Origin of the sequence: Rhodonellum sp. (assembly GCF_030656585.1) — a bacterium.
Lineage (GTDB): Bacteria > Bacteroidota > Bacteroidia > Cytophagales > Cyclobacteriaceae > Rhodonellum > Rhodonellum psychrophilum.
Genome location: NZ_JAUSPP010000067.1, coordinates 100,840 through 116,169 on the forward strand (window position 1 = coordinate 100,840; position 15,330 = coordinate 116,169).

Here is a 15,330-nt window from a genome sequence, read left to right on the forward strand (position 1 = left end):
AAGTAGAACTATTGCGCGATGTTTACACTGAAATTATCCCCTACTTCCCTGAACCCTTTGTCCACCAAAAGCTCATCCCCAGTCAATCCCTCCAAAATCTCCGTTACTTCCTGATAGGTCACTCCCCGCTTCACAATGCGCTTCTTACTCAAGTTGTTTTCCACTACATAGACATAATCCCCTGAATTGTCCTGCATGATCAGGTAATTGGGGATCGCGATCGCTGCAGGATTTTCATAATCCTTGATTTTCAATACCGAAATCATATTGGGTTTCAACTTGTCCATTTTTGGAACAAAAACCTCCACTTTAAATGTCCTGTTATCGGCATTGACAATGGCGCCCACTGCCGTAACCTTCGTTTTTAAGTTTTGGCCTGTGGAAGGAAAGTTGATCATCACTGAATCTCCCTTGTTGATCACACCGATAAAGCGTTCGGACACATCTGCCTCAATAAACAGATCGCTTTCCCCCACAAATTGAAACATGGGTGTACCTGGCTGGACCAACTCACCCAACCTCACCATTACGGATTCCACCGTTCCTGAAAAAGGTGCTCTCACCGTACTTCGGTCCGCTTGGGTTCTCAGGCTTGCCATGTTTTTTTCCAATATTTCCTTTCGGTTTTTCGCCTCGAGATATTGGATTTCTGTGCCGATCTGCTGTTTCCAGAGTCTTTCTTGTTTCTCGAAAATGATGACTGCCAATTCCATTTGCTTTTCCACTTCCTCCATGTTCCGCTGGATGGATTCGGCATCAATCCGTGCCAAAACTTGGCCTTTGCCGACACGCATGCCTTCCACTGCTGCGACTTCCTGTATTCTACCAGAAGTCTCTCCGCTGATACTGACATTCTTTTTTGAAAGCACAGAGCCAGTCACTTCCACGTAATGTGCAAAATTGTTTTTCTCAGGCTGAATGGTGGTGATCAAAACCGATTTGCGGTTGGAAACACCGAATTCAGGATCAAGTTTTGAAATCTCTCTTTCCAACTCCTCAATGGAGGTCCTCATGGCCAATGATTCCTTTTTGAGCGTTTCAAGCGCTGCCTTTTTTTCTGTCAATTCATCCTTTTCTGCGCAGGAAAACACCAGGGCGAGTATGGGAAGGATCAAAAATTTGGAGTAAATTTTCATATGATTGTTATGTGCTTGTCTTGTTGTTATTTCTTACAATATGCCTAAGGCTTTTTCTAAATCCACTCTTGAAATCAGCGCGTCAAACAGTGCTGAAAAATAATTTGATTCGGCTTCTTTCAATGCGGAATCCGCTTCCACCACTTCCAGGTTGGAGCCTACTCCCTCCTCATACTTGATTTTGGCCATTTGAAATACTTCTAAGGCCAATTGCCTGTTTTCATCCTGGACAGACAAGGCTTTCAGACTGTTATTGAGGTTGGCCTTGGCCTGGAAACGCTCGATATCGATATTGCTTTCAACAAATTCCTTCTGGTTTTCAAGTTGTTGGATCTGCACCCTGTTTTGTTTGATCTTGTTGCTTTTCGAGAAGCCATCGAAGATCGGGATACTCATGTTGACCCCAACCGTAGAGACGGAAAACCAATTGTTGCTTTGCCATAGGGAATTGAAATCCAAGGAAGCACCTGATCTCTGGTAAGTCAAAAAGCCGTTGATTTTTGGCATGTATTGAACTTGGTTGTTTTTCAAGTCCAAATTGGCCAGCACAAGGTTCGTGTTCAACTGGTCGATTTCAACCCTCCTATAGCCATCATTTTCCAAAAGTGATGCGATTTCTGCTTTTTCATTGAGGTCGCTGAGTTTTTCACTGATTTCGATAGTTGAGTTCATGGGAAGTCCCATCTGCAATTTTAGCATTTCCACGCTGATCGCCGTTCCGGTCACCACCTTGTCAAGCTCGGTATTGAGGTTGTTGCGCTGGACTTTGATCCTGGACACATCGATCTTCTCCACAAACCCCGCCTCAAAAAGGGCCTCAGTATCGTGCAACAAGGTTTCGAGTCTCCCAAGGTTGGCTTCCACCAATTTCCTTCTTTCGTCGTTGACCAAGACAGAATAATAGGCTTTCTTCACGCCTTCTATGATGTCATTTTCGGTTTTTTCCTTATCGAACTCCGTCAGCATTTTCAAGGTTTTGGCTGCCTTTAGACCGACGAAATAAGACCCGTCAAAGATCATTTGCTCCAATCTCACCCCCAGAGCCGATTGGAAATCTACCCCAAACCTGGCAGGGACGACATCTGAGTCTATGTTCGGGTCCGCAAATGGTCCTGCATTGGGCAAGAACACCACAGGAATAAGCATGTTGTGGGTGAAATCAAAGTTTCCCGTAATCTGGGGAAGCCCTTTTGCCAGATTTTCCCCAATAATCCCTTTGGAGGCCATCACCTCCAATTGCGCATTTTTTGCGTCCACATTGTTTTCGATGGCATATTTGACACTTTCCTCAAGGGTAAGTACCAATACCTCTTGCCCATAGCTGGGGGAAATGAAAATCAAGCCCAAGAGGATTGACATCGCCGCCTTAAGATTCATAAAAGTTTTCATGCCTGACTTAGTTTTTGTTTTAGATACGCTGCTCTCCCTTTTTCTGTAAAAATCCCATAAAGGAACTGTTCAAATATTTCCAATTGCAAATCCACCATATTGTATTTGGAGGGGGGGAATTTGATGGGGTCAAAACTGATCATCATTTGCTCCACCCGAAGTTTTGCCGTGATCTGGGTATTGATCTCCGATCGGAAATATCCTTCTTCCTTTCCTGTTTCCATGACTTCGATGATTTTCTCAAGAATATGCTCCTGCTTAAAATCCTCGAACAACTGCCAGCATTGTGGATAATACCTTTCTATTTCGTTCAAAACAAAAGGATTGACCTCTCCAAACCGGCTTTTCATATAGTTGAAGAGCCCAATCAGGTGCTCGATTACGCCGTCCTTCACTCTGGGAAGGTCGTCGACCATCTGGGTATCTTGCAGCAAAGCAGCTTGAAAGGTCTCGTAAACCAATTGATTTTTATCTGCGAATTCCTGATAAATCGTTTTTTTGGAAACTCCTGTTTGCCTGGCAATATCATCCATGGTCACTGACCTCACGCCAAAACGCATAAATTGATCCGTTGCGGTTTCGATTATTTTGTGTTTTGTATCCAACATTTTTTCAATTAAGATGCAAAACTGGAGAAACTATTCGAATGTTCAAAGTTTCCGTGGTTTTTTTAAGAAGAAAATTTCATTTCATTCCAACAACCCAATTTTTACCGATTTAAAAACTCAATTCAATTTCCATAACCAACTATTATTCTTCTAACCCGAATTCTAAGACATTGGAAAAGTAACGTAAAGCATCTAACTTGATTAAGTTAGATGGAAATATGCAGCAGGTTTCCAAATGAGATCGAAACTGCAAGAAAATCAGACTATAGGGAGACTAATTCCTGATACCACTAGGGTGAATTTAGAAAAAAATTCACAACTGATTGAACATCCATTAAGTACCATATTGAATTGACTTCGAACTGGATAAAACGGGTTTAATTCCATTGAAAAATGTGTTCCTTACCCAAACCACCTTTTTGTCTGCAATTTTATTTAATATTGGACATGCAATTTTTACAGACTCCATTTGGGGAATTGGCCTACAAAAAACACGGCAACGGCAAAAATACCCACTTGCTTTTCCATGGCTTTGGCCAGACGATGAAAGCTTTTGATCCCTTTCTAAGGTTGAAAACCAATAATGACTGCTTTCTGGTATTTGATGTTTTCTATCATGGACACAGCAGTTGGATCAGCACCCGTCAAAAACTAACAAAACAGGTTTGGAAAGAAATCCTTTTGAATCTGATGGAAAAGGAGGATTTCGAACGATTCAATTTGGTGGGCTACAGCATGGGTGGGAAATTTTCCTTGGTCACTTTCGAATTGTTTCCCGAAAGGGTGATTTCTCTCCTATTGATGGCTCCAGACGGTATCAAAACCGGGTTTTGGTACAACATGGCGACATTTCCAGGTGCCTTCAACCGCTTGTTCAAGTACGTAGTTTTTCATCCCAGGCAATTTTTCAAATGGATGGACCGTTTTCACCGCCTGGGACTATTGGAAAGCAGCTTTATCAAATTCGTGAAATCTCAGATGCGCACCCGAACCAAGCGGGCTCAGGTCTATTTCACCTGGAATGTCTTCAAACCCCTTCAGCCTGACTTAGAAAAGATTATCGCTGCTTTTCGGGAATCGCAAACACCGATTACTTTGGTTTCTGGAAAATTTGATAAAATGGTTACTTCCGAAAATCTCCACCCTTTCAGCTCCAAAATCCCACAAATCCAAATCCTCGAATTGCCCTGTGGGCACAATACCCTTATCGAGGAAACGGTAGATTACCTACTGAAGGAGAATTCAGGAATTGCTTAAGCATTTCTTCGAATGTTGGCATTTGAATTTTGGGGAAAATTAGCTAACTTCCTTGTCATTAGACTTTTAATTTTATCCAACCCGAAATATGCATTGGCTTATCCAAGGGGTTGAAAATGCTAGAAAATCAGACTATTGGGAGAATGTGGCGTCTAACTGAACTGGAGAAGACAAAAAAAAGCGAACCATTGACTGATTATCAATCACTTTCAAGCTCGAGAAGAAATGTGAATGCATCCCATGGGTTAAACTTTTATGACCATGGAAATCGCAAGCCTACTTAGGGTCTGCTGATAAAGTAAATTTATGAGCTTCTATTGGTTTTAAGCGGGTTTTTCTGCAATTTAAGTGAGGACAAGTGCAAGGAACTATGCAAAAGACCTCCAAAAGGCGTGCACCGCGCAGCCAATATACCAGCCCAAGCCAACTGGCTTTCTCCGGATTTGAGACTCCTTTTTACAACCAGCTGGATCCCACCAACCGGTGGGTTGCGCTCAGCGCCCAGATTCCTTGGGATGACCTGGTCAATATCTTCAACAAACGCAACCCGCCCAAACAGACCGGAAGACCCGGACTGAACCCCAGAGTCCTGATCGGTGCTGTGGTTATCAAGCATATATTGAATCTGGATGACCGGGAAACCGTAGCCCAGATTACAGAAAACATTTATCTTCAATACTTTCTCGGATACAGCTCATATATAAAGGAAGCTCCCTTCGATGCGTCTCTTTTCGTTAATATCAGAAAGCGGCTGGGACAGGAACTGATCGGGGAAATGAACCAAAGAATCCTTGAGTTTTCCATGGAAAGAAGCGTTGAGAAAAAGAAAAAAACCAAAAAAAACAGAGATGAACCCCTCAAAGAGGAGGACCAAAACGAAGAGAAAGGCAAAAACAAAGGGGAAGTGATCTATGATGCGACGGCCTGTCCGCAGGATATCGCCTATCCGACAGATCATGGGCTGCTCAACAAAGCCCGGGAAATCACGGAAGACATCATCGATGAGCTCCACCTGAAAAACAATCAGGGTAAGAAACCCCGGACCTATCGAAAAATAGCCAGAAAAGCCTATCTGAAGGTGGCACAGAACAAAAATCCATCAAAAAGGGTGATCCGAAAAGGGATCAGATCCCAGCTTCAATATCTAAATAGAAACATCACAACAATTGAAAAACAGTTGGATGGCTTCGGGGACTTTCCGCTGAGCTACCGGATGCAGCGAACCTACTGGATCATCCAAACCCTTAAAGAGCAACAGCTGAAGATGTTTGAGGACAGAAGCCACCAGATGCAGGACCGAATCGTAAGCATCCACGAACCCCATGTACGCCCAATAGTGAGGGGAAAGTCAAGGGCAAAGACGGAATTTGGGACCAAGATCCACCTGAGCCTGGTTGACGGCTTTTCATTTTTGGATACCTTGTCCTGGGATGCGTTCAATGAGGGACGTCATATGACCGAATACGTGGAAAAATACCGGGCAAGGTTTGGTTTTTATCCCGCAAAAGTTCTGGCAGACAAGATCTACTGCACAAGAGAAAACAGGAAATGGCTGCAGGAGAGGAGCATAAAACTGGCGGCCCAACCATTAGGCAGGCCATCGGCGAAGGCAGTGGAAAACCACGTAAGTCCGGGAGAGAGGAATCCCATAGAAGGAAAGTTTGGGCAGGCAAAAAACGGATACGGCATGAGCCGGATCAGGGCAAGACTCAAAAACACAAGTCAATCGTGGATCGCCTCCATCATCCTAGTGCTCAACCTGGTCAAATTGGCCGGGCAAGCACTCTTATGCCTGAGTTTTTCAGCATGGGAGGAACTGGAAATCATATTCAGGAACACCATAAACCGAATTCTTGCAAGTCTAGAATTAAAAAACCAGTCCAGATGGCCATCTGGACTGGTTTTAAAAAACTGTAGCGTCTGAGTTTTTCAGCAGGCCCTACTTATTTTGTCATTTTTACCCGCTCTTGTCTCAATGATTTTGGTCCAAGAGTCGAAAAAAAAACGTTTTATTATCATTCTGAACGATTCATTTGCTTCTCCGCTCATCCAAGAAGATTTGAAAGAGGAGCGTCCGGAAAAACCCACACAGGAGTTTGATGATAAAATGCTTCTACTACTTGGCCAGATCGATGAATTTGCCAAGGGTTATGGGATTGAGGTCGAAAATAAATTTATCTTCAGCAATATTGGTTTCACTGCTTACTTGACCAATGAGGAAATAAGGACGCTTGAAAAGGACTCCTTTGTAGAAAATGTAGAGCCGGATTTCCAAATGCAGGGAAGACCCATACAGCAAGGAAGACCCATCCAACAAGGCAGGCCTATCCAGCAATCTTGGAATTATGATCCCACAAAAAAGACGAGTTGCGCGGTGAATTTGGTGGGTGGTTCCGTGGAAAGCGCAAATCCCATGAAATGGATCTGGATATTGGACTCAGGGGTGGACAAAAACCATCCCGACCTGAACGTAGAAACCCGATTTGCAAAATCATTCGTCGATGGAGAACCTGATGCTACCGTTGATGGCACCGGACATGGAACCCATTGTGCCGGAATAGCTGCCGGCAAAGCAGCAAACCAAAGCCCTGATGGATATGGGATGAATGGGGTTTCAAAATTTGCAAAAGTGGTTCCCTTGAAAGTGCTCGATCGCTGCGGAGAAGGATATTGGTCTGATTTGCTTTTGGCCTTTGATTATCTTGCTCAAAATGCAATAAAAGGAGATGTCGTCATGATTAGCTTGGGAGAATATGACGTGGACAATTGCGCTTCCAATCGCAATGTGATCCCGGCAATCCGAAGGTTGGCACGTAGGGGTTTATATATAGTGATGTCAGCTGGCAATGATTTTGGGGATGCCAATCGGAATTTGCCCGGTTGTTTCCATAGTTCCAATCCCAGGGTTTTTACAGTGGCAGCCCTGGATTTTGATTGTAAAAACGGCTATGGCAACTTTGCCTCGTACTCCAATTCAGGAATACCTCCAGTGGATTGGGTAGCACCGGGGACTGCTGTGTTTTCTACTTTTCCAGATGCGACATATGAAGTGATGTCCGGAACTTCCATGGCTTGTGCACTGGTGGCAGGAATTATCCACGCAAAGGCAGCTCCACCCGCAATCGACGGCTCAATCACCTTCCAGGGAAATTCATACAATATCCCGAGGGTCTGATTTTTTTGGGCCCTCTCCAATTGGGTTTTCATTTCGGTTTCCAATTCCTTACAGATATTGACAAACTCCGGATGGTCATGAATGCTTTTGAAAAGTGGATTGTAAAAAGCCAAAACATGATCCTTCCAATTCTGGCCCCTTGCGATTTTCAGATACTGGATTGCTTCCTCTGTTTTGCCTCTGGTGGCATAGATTCCGGCCAAGTAGAAGGCATGCTCCTCATATTGGGCACCTTTCCTTATTTCCTGAAGGTTCAATTCAAACGCATTGTCCAGATACAAATTGGCTTCCAAATATTCTTTTTCGGCAAGCAGAATATGTCCCAAATAGATTGCACTGATGGCCATCGGATCTCTTCCAAACAAGGGATTTAGATCCAGGGATTTTTCAAAAAAGGTTTTAGCCATTTTAGGATCTCCACACATAAAGGCAATCAGGCCAGCGGTTTCATACACTTTTTCTGTTGGTCCGAGTTTGAAAAGTTCAGGGATCAGCTTTTTGGCTTCGCTTTTTTTACCTTGGCCTATGTAAAGAAGGGCAAGTTGTTCGTAGGTATCCCTAAATGGTTTTAATTCAAGTGATTTATTCAACCACAATTCCGCATTTTCATAATCTCCCAAAAGTCTGTAGGTCCATCCCACGATTTGGTAAGGGACATAATGTTTTGGATTGAGCCCCGCTGCCTTCTTTTCCCACTTGAGGGCTTCCTCTAGGTTTCCTTTGAAAAAATACCCGGTCCCCAGATTCCCAACCGCCTGTGCATTGTTTGGGTTGAGCGAAACCGCTTTCTGCAAGAGCTCAAACCCTTTGTCATATTCACTTCTGTAATTATGGGCAATTGCCATTGAATTGTACGCCTCCGAAAGATTGGAATCCAAGCTGAGGGCTTTTTGACTTGCCACCAGGCTGGAATCAATCCAGAATTTCTCCCCATTGAACCTCCCATACAATTGACCGTACGCATCACCCAAACCTGCCCAAGCCAAGGCAAAACTGGAATCCATTTGAATCGCTTTTTTGAATTCATCGATTGCCAATTTATTGGTACCGGCCTCATATTGATAATAATAGTCCCTTCCTCTCAGGTAAATTTCGTAAGCGCTGATGTTTGCCGTGGGTTTTTTGTCCAAGAGCAAAATTTCTTCCTTGGTCAGCCGGGCACTCATCGACTGCGCGATGTTGAAGGCAATTTCACTTTGTACATCAAAAAGCCGCACCAACTCCCTGTCGAATGTTTCGGCCCATAAATTCACCTCATTGACTGCGTCGACCAATTGCACCCGGATTCTGACGGTATTCCCCGAGCGCTGCACACTTCCCACGAGAATTACATTTACCCCCAAACTGGCTGCGATGTCCTTGAGGGATTCATTTTGGTAGTCATAGGCCTCTACGCTTGCATTTGAGATCACTTTCAAACTCGATATTTTGGAAAGGTGTGAAATGATGTCTTCTGTCAAGCCTTTACTAAAAAAGTCATTTTCGGGATTGTTGTCGATATTTTGGAATGGCAAGACGGCAATGGACTTTTCAGGTTCGTTTGTGAGTGCCCTGATATAAGAACTGTAATACATCCAAAGCGCCATCACCATAAGGGACAGGAAGACCAAGCCCGCCAACATGAGTTTTTTCTCCTGCTTCCTAAGGATTTTTTCCAAATCTCCGCGTTTGGGCACTTTTAGGCCTGGATTGGCTAGGGCGAAAATTTCGGTGGTATGGTTGACATTTTTTAAATCAAAATTTCCTAAGGAAACACATTTGAAAACCGACACATGGGAAATTTCCTGATGGACCCTTTCCGACAACAATATTGATCCGGGAATTCCGATCATTTGGATTCTGGAGGCCAGATTGACGGCATCTCCATAGATATCTGATTTGTCACATATTACCTCACCAAAATGAATGCCTATCCGAAGACTGATTTCATCTGAATCTTTGTAAAGCCGCTGGATATCCAAGGCGGACTGTACGGCCTCGGTCACATTTTCGAACACACACAAAACTCCATCGCCAAGTTCTTTGACCATCTTTCCGTGATGGGATTTGAGGATATCGTGGTGATTCTTTGTGTTTTTTTTCAGCAACTTGAACGCATGCTCTTCATTTTCCCCCATTAAGGCGGTATATCCGACGATGTCCGAAAACATGATCGCGGCTGAAGTTCTTGTCAATTCCTTTTTCATTTGTGGCTAAAAAAAATTGTTCAAGAAGCTGAAATTTGAAATATCAAACTGGCAAACAGGCGTATGCTGGCACTTCTTCCATTAAGAATCCCGGAAAAGCCATAGCTGTTTTTGTCCCCATTGCACCTCCAACAAGATCCAACAACTCCGGCCCCTGTTGCCCCATATTTGTGAAGAAACTATTTTTTCAATTGGGGAATTTTGAGGCCGGCTAAGTTCGGTGTTTCAGTTTTTTTTGAATTGATAAGGATACCCACTGTATTTACTTACACGTATAAAATTAATCAATTTTAACTGTGTTTCCTTACACAATTATTTAAACGATAAATCATTATCAAAGAAGAAATCAAATCGGATTTTTTTATTTTTTTTTGGTTTGGGCATTCCCTTCTTTTCAAAACTTCCATGATGGATTTTGATCAGAAAATTGAAAGGATTGAAGGGAAACGACTCCAATCGCCGATTTATAAATTGGTATTGAACCTCTATTCTGACGGCTCGAATGGGCGAAAAAACAATCCCCTTTCATTATTCGAGCCTGACTGTTGATAAATCTTTATTCTTTTGCCCCAATTGTTTACCTTTGTACTTCTTGAAAAGCCATCCAAAACCCCGGACATGATTCTCTTTTTCCAATCCCTTGAGGCAAAAATATATGCCGTACAATCCCATCACCCCCTCAATGCCACTGACACCGACAAACTCATCTGGCTTTTTGGCGAAGCAAAGGCCTTAAAAACCGGAAAGGTTGAAGGCAGGTTTGTGGGACCAAGAAAAGAAATGATCACCCCATGGTCCACCAATGCCGTCGAAATCTCCGGCAACATGGGTATCAGCGGTATCCTTCGGATGGAAGAATACTTCCCAATCCTCGTAGGGGATTCCATCGATCCGATGTTGCAGAAAGTGTATATCGGATTGGACCAGGATGTTTTTGACATCCATCTGGAACCCGAAAAAATCATCCCGGTATCCAATATCGGCGAATACAGCAAAAAAGAAGGCCTTGCCCTAAGTGAAGAAGAGGTCGATTACCTGGAGGATGTCAGCCGTCAACTGGAAAGACCCCTCACAGATTCCGAGGTTTTCGGCTTCAGCCAGGTCAATTCGGAACATTGCAGGCACAAAATCTTCAATGGCACTTTTATCATCGATGGAGAAACAAAGGAACACACCCTTTTTCAACTCATCAAGGAAACCTCCAAGAGACATCCCAATAAAATCGTCTCAGCTTACAAAGACAATGTGGCCTTCGTCCAAGGCCCAAAAGCCCAGCAATTTGCCCCTAAAACACAGGACAAAGCGGATTTTTTTGAGCCAGAGACCATCGACACCGTCATTTCCCTGAAAGCGGAAACCCATAATTTCCCTACCACTGTGGAGCCCTTCAATGGAGCCGCCACGGGAGCGGGCGGCGAAATCCGGGACAGAATGGCTGGCGGTACTGCCTCCATTCCACTGGCAGGAACGGCGGTTTACATGACCTCTTACACCCGATCGGAAAAAGGCAGGTCATGGGAAAAAAATCTTCCGGAAAGAGACTGGCTTTACCAAAGCCCCATGGACATCCTGATCAAGGCTTCCAATGGCGCAAGTGATTTCGGAAACAAATTCGGTCAGCCCATGATCTCAGGTTCAGTTTTGACTTTCGAACACGAAGAAGGACAAAAACATCATGGATTTGACAAAGTGATCATGATGGCAGGAGGCGTGGGTTTTACCAGAGCCCCATACAGCAAGAAAAACGAACCCGGAAAAGGTGACAAAATCATCATCATGGGCGGAGACAATTACAGGATCGGAATGGGTGGAAGCGCGGTTTCCTCCGTCAATACGGGAGAATTCAGCAATGCCATCGAATTGAATGCGATCCAAAGATCCAACCCGGAAATGCAAAAAAGGGTGGCCAACGTCATCCGTGCCATGGCAGAAAGCGATGACAACCCCATCATTTCCATCCATGACCACGGCGCAGGTGGACACCTGAACTGTCTTTCGGAATTGGTGGAAACCACAGGGGGAACCATTTATCTGGATCAACTGCCTGTCGGAGACCCAACCCTTTCGGCCAAGGAAATCATCGGCAATGAATCCCAAGAAAGAATGGGATTGGTCGTTGGCGAAAAAGACGTCGCCTTGCTCAAGAGAATTTCCGAAAGGGAAAGAGCTCCTTTCTATGTCGTGGGAGAAACCACCGGAGACATGCACTTCAAGTTCGAAAACCAGGCGACGGGCGAAAAACCTGTGGACTGGAACCTTTCCTACATGTTTGGCAGCTCTCCAAAGACAATCCTGGAAGACAGCACCTTGGCAGTCAATTTTTCAGAGCCTGAATACAAGCTCCAAGACCTCAAAAAACACATCACCGAAGTGTTGCAATTGGAAGCCGTGGCCTGCAAGGACTGGCTGACCAACAAAGTGGACCGATCTGTAACGGGCCGGGTTGCCAAGCAACAAACCACGGGAGAAATCCAATTGCCATTGAACAACGTGGCCGTCATGGCCATGGATTATACAGGAGTCAAAGGAATCGCCACCTCGATAGGGCATGCGCCGGTAGCGGCATTGGCCAATCCAGAGGCTGGATCCAGACTTGCGATTGCGGAAGCGATGACCAACCTGGTGTGGGCGCCGATCGAGGAAGGCTTGCAGGGAATTTCCCTGAGTGCCAACTGGATGTGGCCTTCCAAAAATCCGGGAGAAAATGACCGGCTTTACAGGGCAGTGCAGGCAGTCAGTGAATTTGCCATCGATCTGGGCGTCAATATTCCCACGGGAAAGGATTCACTCTCCATGACCCAAAAGTATCCCGATGGAAAAGTCGTCTTTTCCCCAGGTACTGTCATCATTTCGACAATAGGAACATGTGCAGACATCAAAAAAATCGTTTCCCCCGACCTGAAACCGATCGTCGGGAGCAAGGTTTTCCACATAGATTTCTCCAAAGACAGCGCCAAACTAGGCGGATCCAGCTTCTCGCAGGTCTTGAACAAAGTGGGTACCGAAACCCCTGATGTATTGGACAGCCAATATTTTGCGAAAGCATTCATGACTGTTCAGAACTTGATCTCAAAAGGAGAGATTTTGGCAGGCCATGACATATCTTCCGGCGGATTGATTACCGCCTTGTTGGAAATGACTTTCCCTTCCAACCAAATCGGATTGAAGGTAAAGACCGACAGGCTTCCCGAAAAAGATTTGACCAAGGCACTTTTTGCCGAAAACCCAGGAGTCTTGATCCAGGTAGCCAATCCAGAAAGAACCAGGTCCGTTTTGGAAAACCACGGCATTGCGTACATTTCAATCGGGGAAGTAACCCTTGATAGCAAGGTAGAACTAATTGGTACTGACTTGAGCCTGTCTGTTGCTGAAATGCGCGACGTTTGGTTCAAATCTTCCTATCTCTTGGACAAAAAACAGAGCGGCGATCAGCTGGCTTTGGACAGGTTCAACAATTACAAATCCCAAGGATTATCCTATCGATTTGGTCAAAACTGGGAAGGAACGTATGACGCTTTTGGCTTGAATCCTTATAGGAAAACAAGCAGTGGAAAACGTGCCGCCATCATCCGTGAAAAAGGAGTCAACGGAGACCGTGAAATGGCCTACGGGCTTTGGTTGGCGGGTTTTGACGTGAAAGACGTGCACATGACGGACTTGATTGCCGGCCGTGAGAATCTGGAAGATGTGCAGATGATCGTATTTGTGGGAGGTTTCTCCAACTCCGATGTGTTGGGTTCGGCCAAAGGCTGGGCAGGCGCTTTCCTTTACAACGAAAAGGCAAAATTGGCTTTGGACAATTTCTACGCAAGAAAAGACACCCTCAGCCTCGGGGTTTGTAACGGCTGCCAGTTGATGGTTGAACTCGGTTTGGTCACCCCTGACCACGACGTGAAACCCAAAATGCTCCACAATGCCAGCCATAAATTCGAATCGGCATTTGTCAATGTCAATATCCCCGAAAACAATTCGGTGATGTTCCGCAGCCTTGCCGGTCAAAGACTGGGTGTCTGGGTAGCACATGGAGAAGGAAAATTCCAACTTCCAAAACCCAAAGATTCCTACAATATCGGGATGGTGTACAGCTATGAAGCCTATCCTGGAAACCCGAATGGTTCCGACCATGCGGTAGCGGGAATCGTATCGGAAGATGGACGACACCTGGCCATCATGCCCCATATCGAAAGATCCCTGAAACCTTGGAACTGGCCCTACTATCCATCGGAAAATCTCAACGAAGAAGTAAGCCCTTGGGTGGAAGCCTTCGTGAATGCGTACAAATGGGTGGAAAGCCATTGATGGCCATTGCTTTTCAAACCAACCGGAAATAAAAACCAGAATCATTCTTTGATTTTTGGATAGAGAAATCCGGTTTGGGGATTTTCAGCGAATGCTGGATATTATGAAAAGAGATATAAAAAACAGAGAGATGAGACCGATGGAAATGATCGGTCTCATTTTTGTTTCCTTGCCATCCACTTGGCAAATTCAAAAAATTAGTATCGCAAACTCATGACTTTGCCTTCATTCTTTATAATTTTAGGACATGCAATGGACCACAGCTTTTGAAATTCCATCCTTTGAACCAAAAATCAACCACGATGCGGTCCTGTATTCGATTGGGTCCTGTTTTTCCAGTACGATAGGCGAGAAACTCCAGGACAGGAAATTCAACATGGTCAACAATCCTTTTGGAACCTTGTTCAATCCAGTGTCCATCTGCCAAGCCATGGAAGATTCCATTTTGGAGATGCCGGTCAATACGGATCTGATCTTGATTCGGGATGGTCTGTACCTGCATTTCGGTATGCATTCCGATGTGGTGGCCTATAGCAAGGAATCCTTGGACCGACTGATTCAAAAAAAGCAGCACCTGAGCAAAGTGCAACTGGAAAAAGCAACGCACATCTTGATCACTTTTGGGACGGCATGGGTCTATGAATATGGAAATTCGGATCAAATTGTGGCCAATTGCCATAAACAACCGGCAGGTTTGTTCGAAAAGCGCCTGCTGAAAACAGAGGAAATCACCAAGGCATTTGCCTCCTTTTTGTCCATCCTCCAGCAATTCAATCCCAAAGCAAAAATCATCCTGACAGTCAGTCCTGTGCGCCACACCAAGGATGGAATCCCCGAAAACCAGCTGAGCAAAAGTATTTTGCGATTGGCCTGTCATGAAATCGTCACCGAATTTCCAAATGCACATTATTTTCCAAGCTATGAGATCATGATGGATGAGCTTCGGGATTATCGATTTTACAAGGAAGACCTCGTCCACCCCACCGAGCAGGCCGAAGAATATATCTGGGAAAAATTCATGATGGCTTGGATCGACCCGAAATCCTTCCCGATTATCAAGGAAGTGGAAAGCATCAAAAAAGACTTGGCGCACAGGCCCTTCAATGTGGAGAGCCCTGCCCACCTGAAGTTCCTCGAAAATCTCCACAAAAAATTGGAACGAATGAGCCATGATTTTGATTTTTCCAAAGAGATCGACCAACTCAGGAAGCAGGTTCAATACAGGGGGAAATAAAATTCGATTTGCGACCCCTCATGTGATCGTAAATCGGGATTTCCCT

8 protein-coding genes and 1 pseudogene are annotated in these 15,330 nt (G+C 44.7%); 5 read left to right on the top strand and 4 right to left on the bottom strand.

What is annotated here, in order from left to right; genetic code table 11:
• Nucleotides 1-8: 8 nt before the first annotated feature.
• Genes Q7J63_RS17505 through Q7J63_RS17515 form a run of 3 tightly spaced genes read right to left on the bottom strand, consistent with a single transcriptional unit; the run spans nucleotide 9 to nucleotide 3,130 of the window.
• The gene (locus tag Q7J63_RS17505; RefSeq protein ID WP_304888003.1) at nucleotides 9-1,136 is read right to left on the bottom strand and encodes an efflux RND transporter periplasmic adaptor subunit; all 1,128 of its coding nucleotides are present in this window, start codon (nucleotides 1,134-1,136) and stop codon (nucleotides 9-11) included.
• A 33-nt stretch (nucleotides 1,137-1,169) separates the two neighbouring features.
• Nucleotides 1,170-2,525: a TolC family protein gene (locus Q7J63_RS17510; protein ID WP_370691927.1), complete on the bottom strand. Its 1,356-nt coding sequence runs from the start codon at nucleotides 2,523-2,525 to the stop codon at nucleotides 1,170-1,172.
• Nucleotides 2,522-3,130, bottom strand: a complete 609-nt coding sequence (locus Q7J63_RS17515; protein ID WP_304888041.1) for a TetR/AcrR family transcriptional regulator — start codon at nucleotides 3,128-3,130, stop codon at nucleotides 2,522-2,524. The genes Q7J63_RS17510 and Q7J63_RS17515 overlap by 4 nt, the downstream gene beginning before the upstream one ends.
• 450 nt (nucleotides 3,131-3,580) lie before the next feature.
• Here Q7J63_RS17515 and Q7J63_RS17520 point away from each other — a divergent pair, with 450 nt between their 5' ends.
• The 3 genes from Q7J63_RS17520 (at nucleotide 3,581) to Q7J63_RS17530 (ending at nucleotide 7,565) form a co-directional block, all read left to right on the top strand.
• The gene (locus Q7J63_RS17520; RefSeq protein WP_304888005.1) at nucleotides 3,581-4,390 is read left to right on the top strand and encodes an alpha/beta fold hydrolase; all 810 of its coding nucleotides are present in this window, start codon (nucleotides 3,581-3,583) and stop codon (nucleotides 4,388-4,390) included.
• Nucleotides 4,391-4,760: 370 nt separating this feature from the next.
• Complete coding sequence (locus Q7J63_RS17525) at nucleotides 4,761-6,314, top strand: IS5 family transposase (RefSeq protein WP_304888007.1); 1,554 nt, start codon at nucleotides 4,761-4,763, stop codon at nucleotides 6,312-6,314.
• A 57-nt stretch (nucleotides 6,315-6,371) separates the two neighbouring features.
• Nucleotides 6,372-7,565 (top strand): S8 family serine peptidase, encoded by a 1,194-nt coding sequence (locus tag Q7J63_RS17530; protein WP_304888009.1) that lies wholly within the window; start codon nucleotides 6,372-6,374, stop codon nucleotides 7,563-7,565.
• A gap of 575 nt (nucleotides 7,566-8,140) precedes the next feature.
• Here Q7J63_RS17530 and Q7J63_RS17535 read toward each other — a convergent pair.
• Nucleotides 8,141-9,751, bottom strand: a pseudogene (locus tag Q7J63_RS17535) (adenylate/guanylate cyclase domain-containing protein); the annotation flags it as partial.
• A 618-nt stretch (nucleotides 9,752-10,369) separates the two neighbouring features.
• Between Q7J63_RS17535 and purL the strand changes: the two are divergent.
• A complete protein-coding gene (gene purL, locus Q7J63_RS17540; protein WP_304888011.1) occupies nucleotides 10,370-14,050 on the top strand; it encodes a phosphoribosylformylglycinamidine synthase in 3,681 nt (1,226 codons plus the stop codon).
• 247 nt (nucleotides 14,051-14,297) lie between these two features.
• Nucleotides 14,298-15,284, top strand: a complete 987-nt coding sequence (locus tag Q7J63_RS17545) for a GSCFA domain-containing protein (RefSeq protein ID WP_304888013.1) — start codon at nucleotides 14,298-14,300, stop codon at nucleotides 15,282-15,284.
• Nucleotides 15,285-15,330: the final 46 nt, after the last annotated feature.

Bases quoted from the DNA above. Each gene is read 5' to 3' on its own strand.
- Q7J63_RS17545 (WP_304888013.1), top strand. From the start codon at position 14,298: ATGCAATGGACCACAGCTTTTGAAATTCCATCCTTTGAACCAAAAATC.
- Q7J63_RS17520 (WP_304888005.1), top strand. From the start codon at position 3,581: ATGCAATTTTTACAGACTCCATTTGGGGAATTGGCCTACAAAAAACAC.
- purL (WP_304888011.1), top strand. From the start codon at position 10,370: ATGATTCTCTTTTTCCAATCCCTTGAGGCAAAAATATATGCCGTACAA.
- Q7J63_RS17525 (WP_304888007.1), top strand. From the start codon at position 4,761: ATGCAAAAGACCTCCAAAAGGCGTGCACCGCGCAGCCAATATACCAGC.
- Q7J63_RS17510 (WP_370691927.1), bottom strand. From the start codon at position 2,525: ATGAAAACTTTTATGAATCTTAAGGCGGCGATGTCAATCCTCTTGGGC.
- Q7J63_RS17505 (WP_304888003.1), bottom strand. From the start codon at position 1,136: ATGAAAATTTACTCCAAATTTTTGATCCTTCCCATACTCGCCCTGGTG.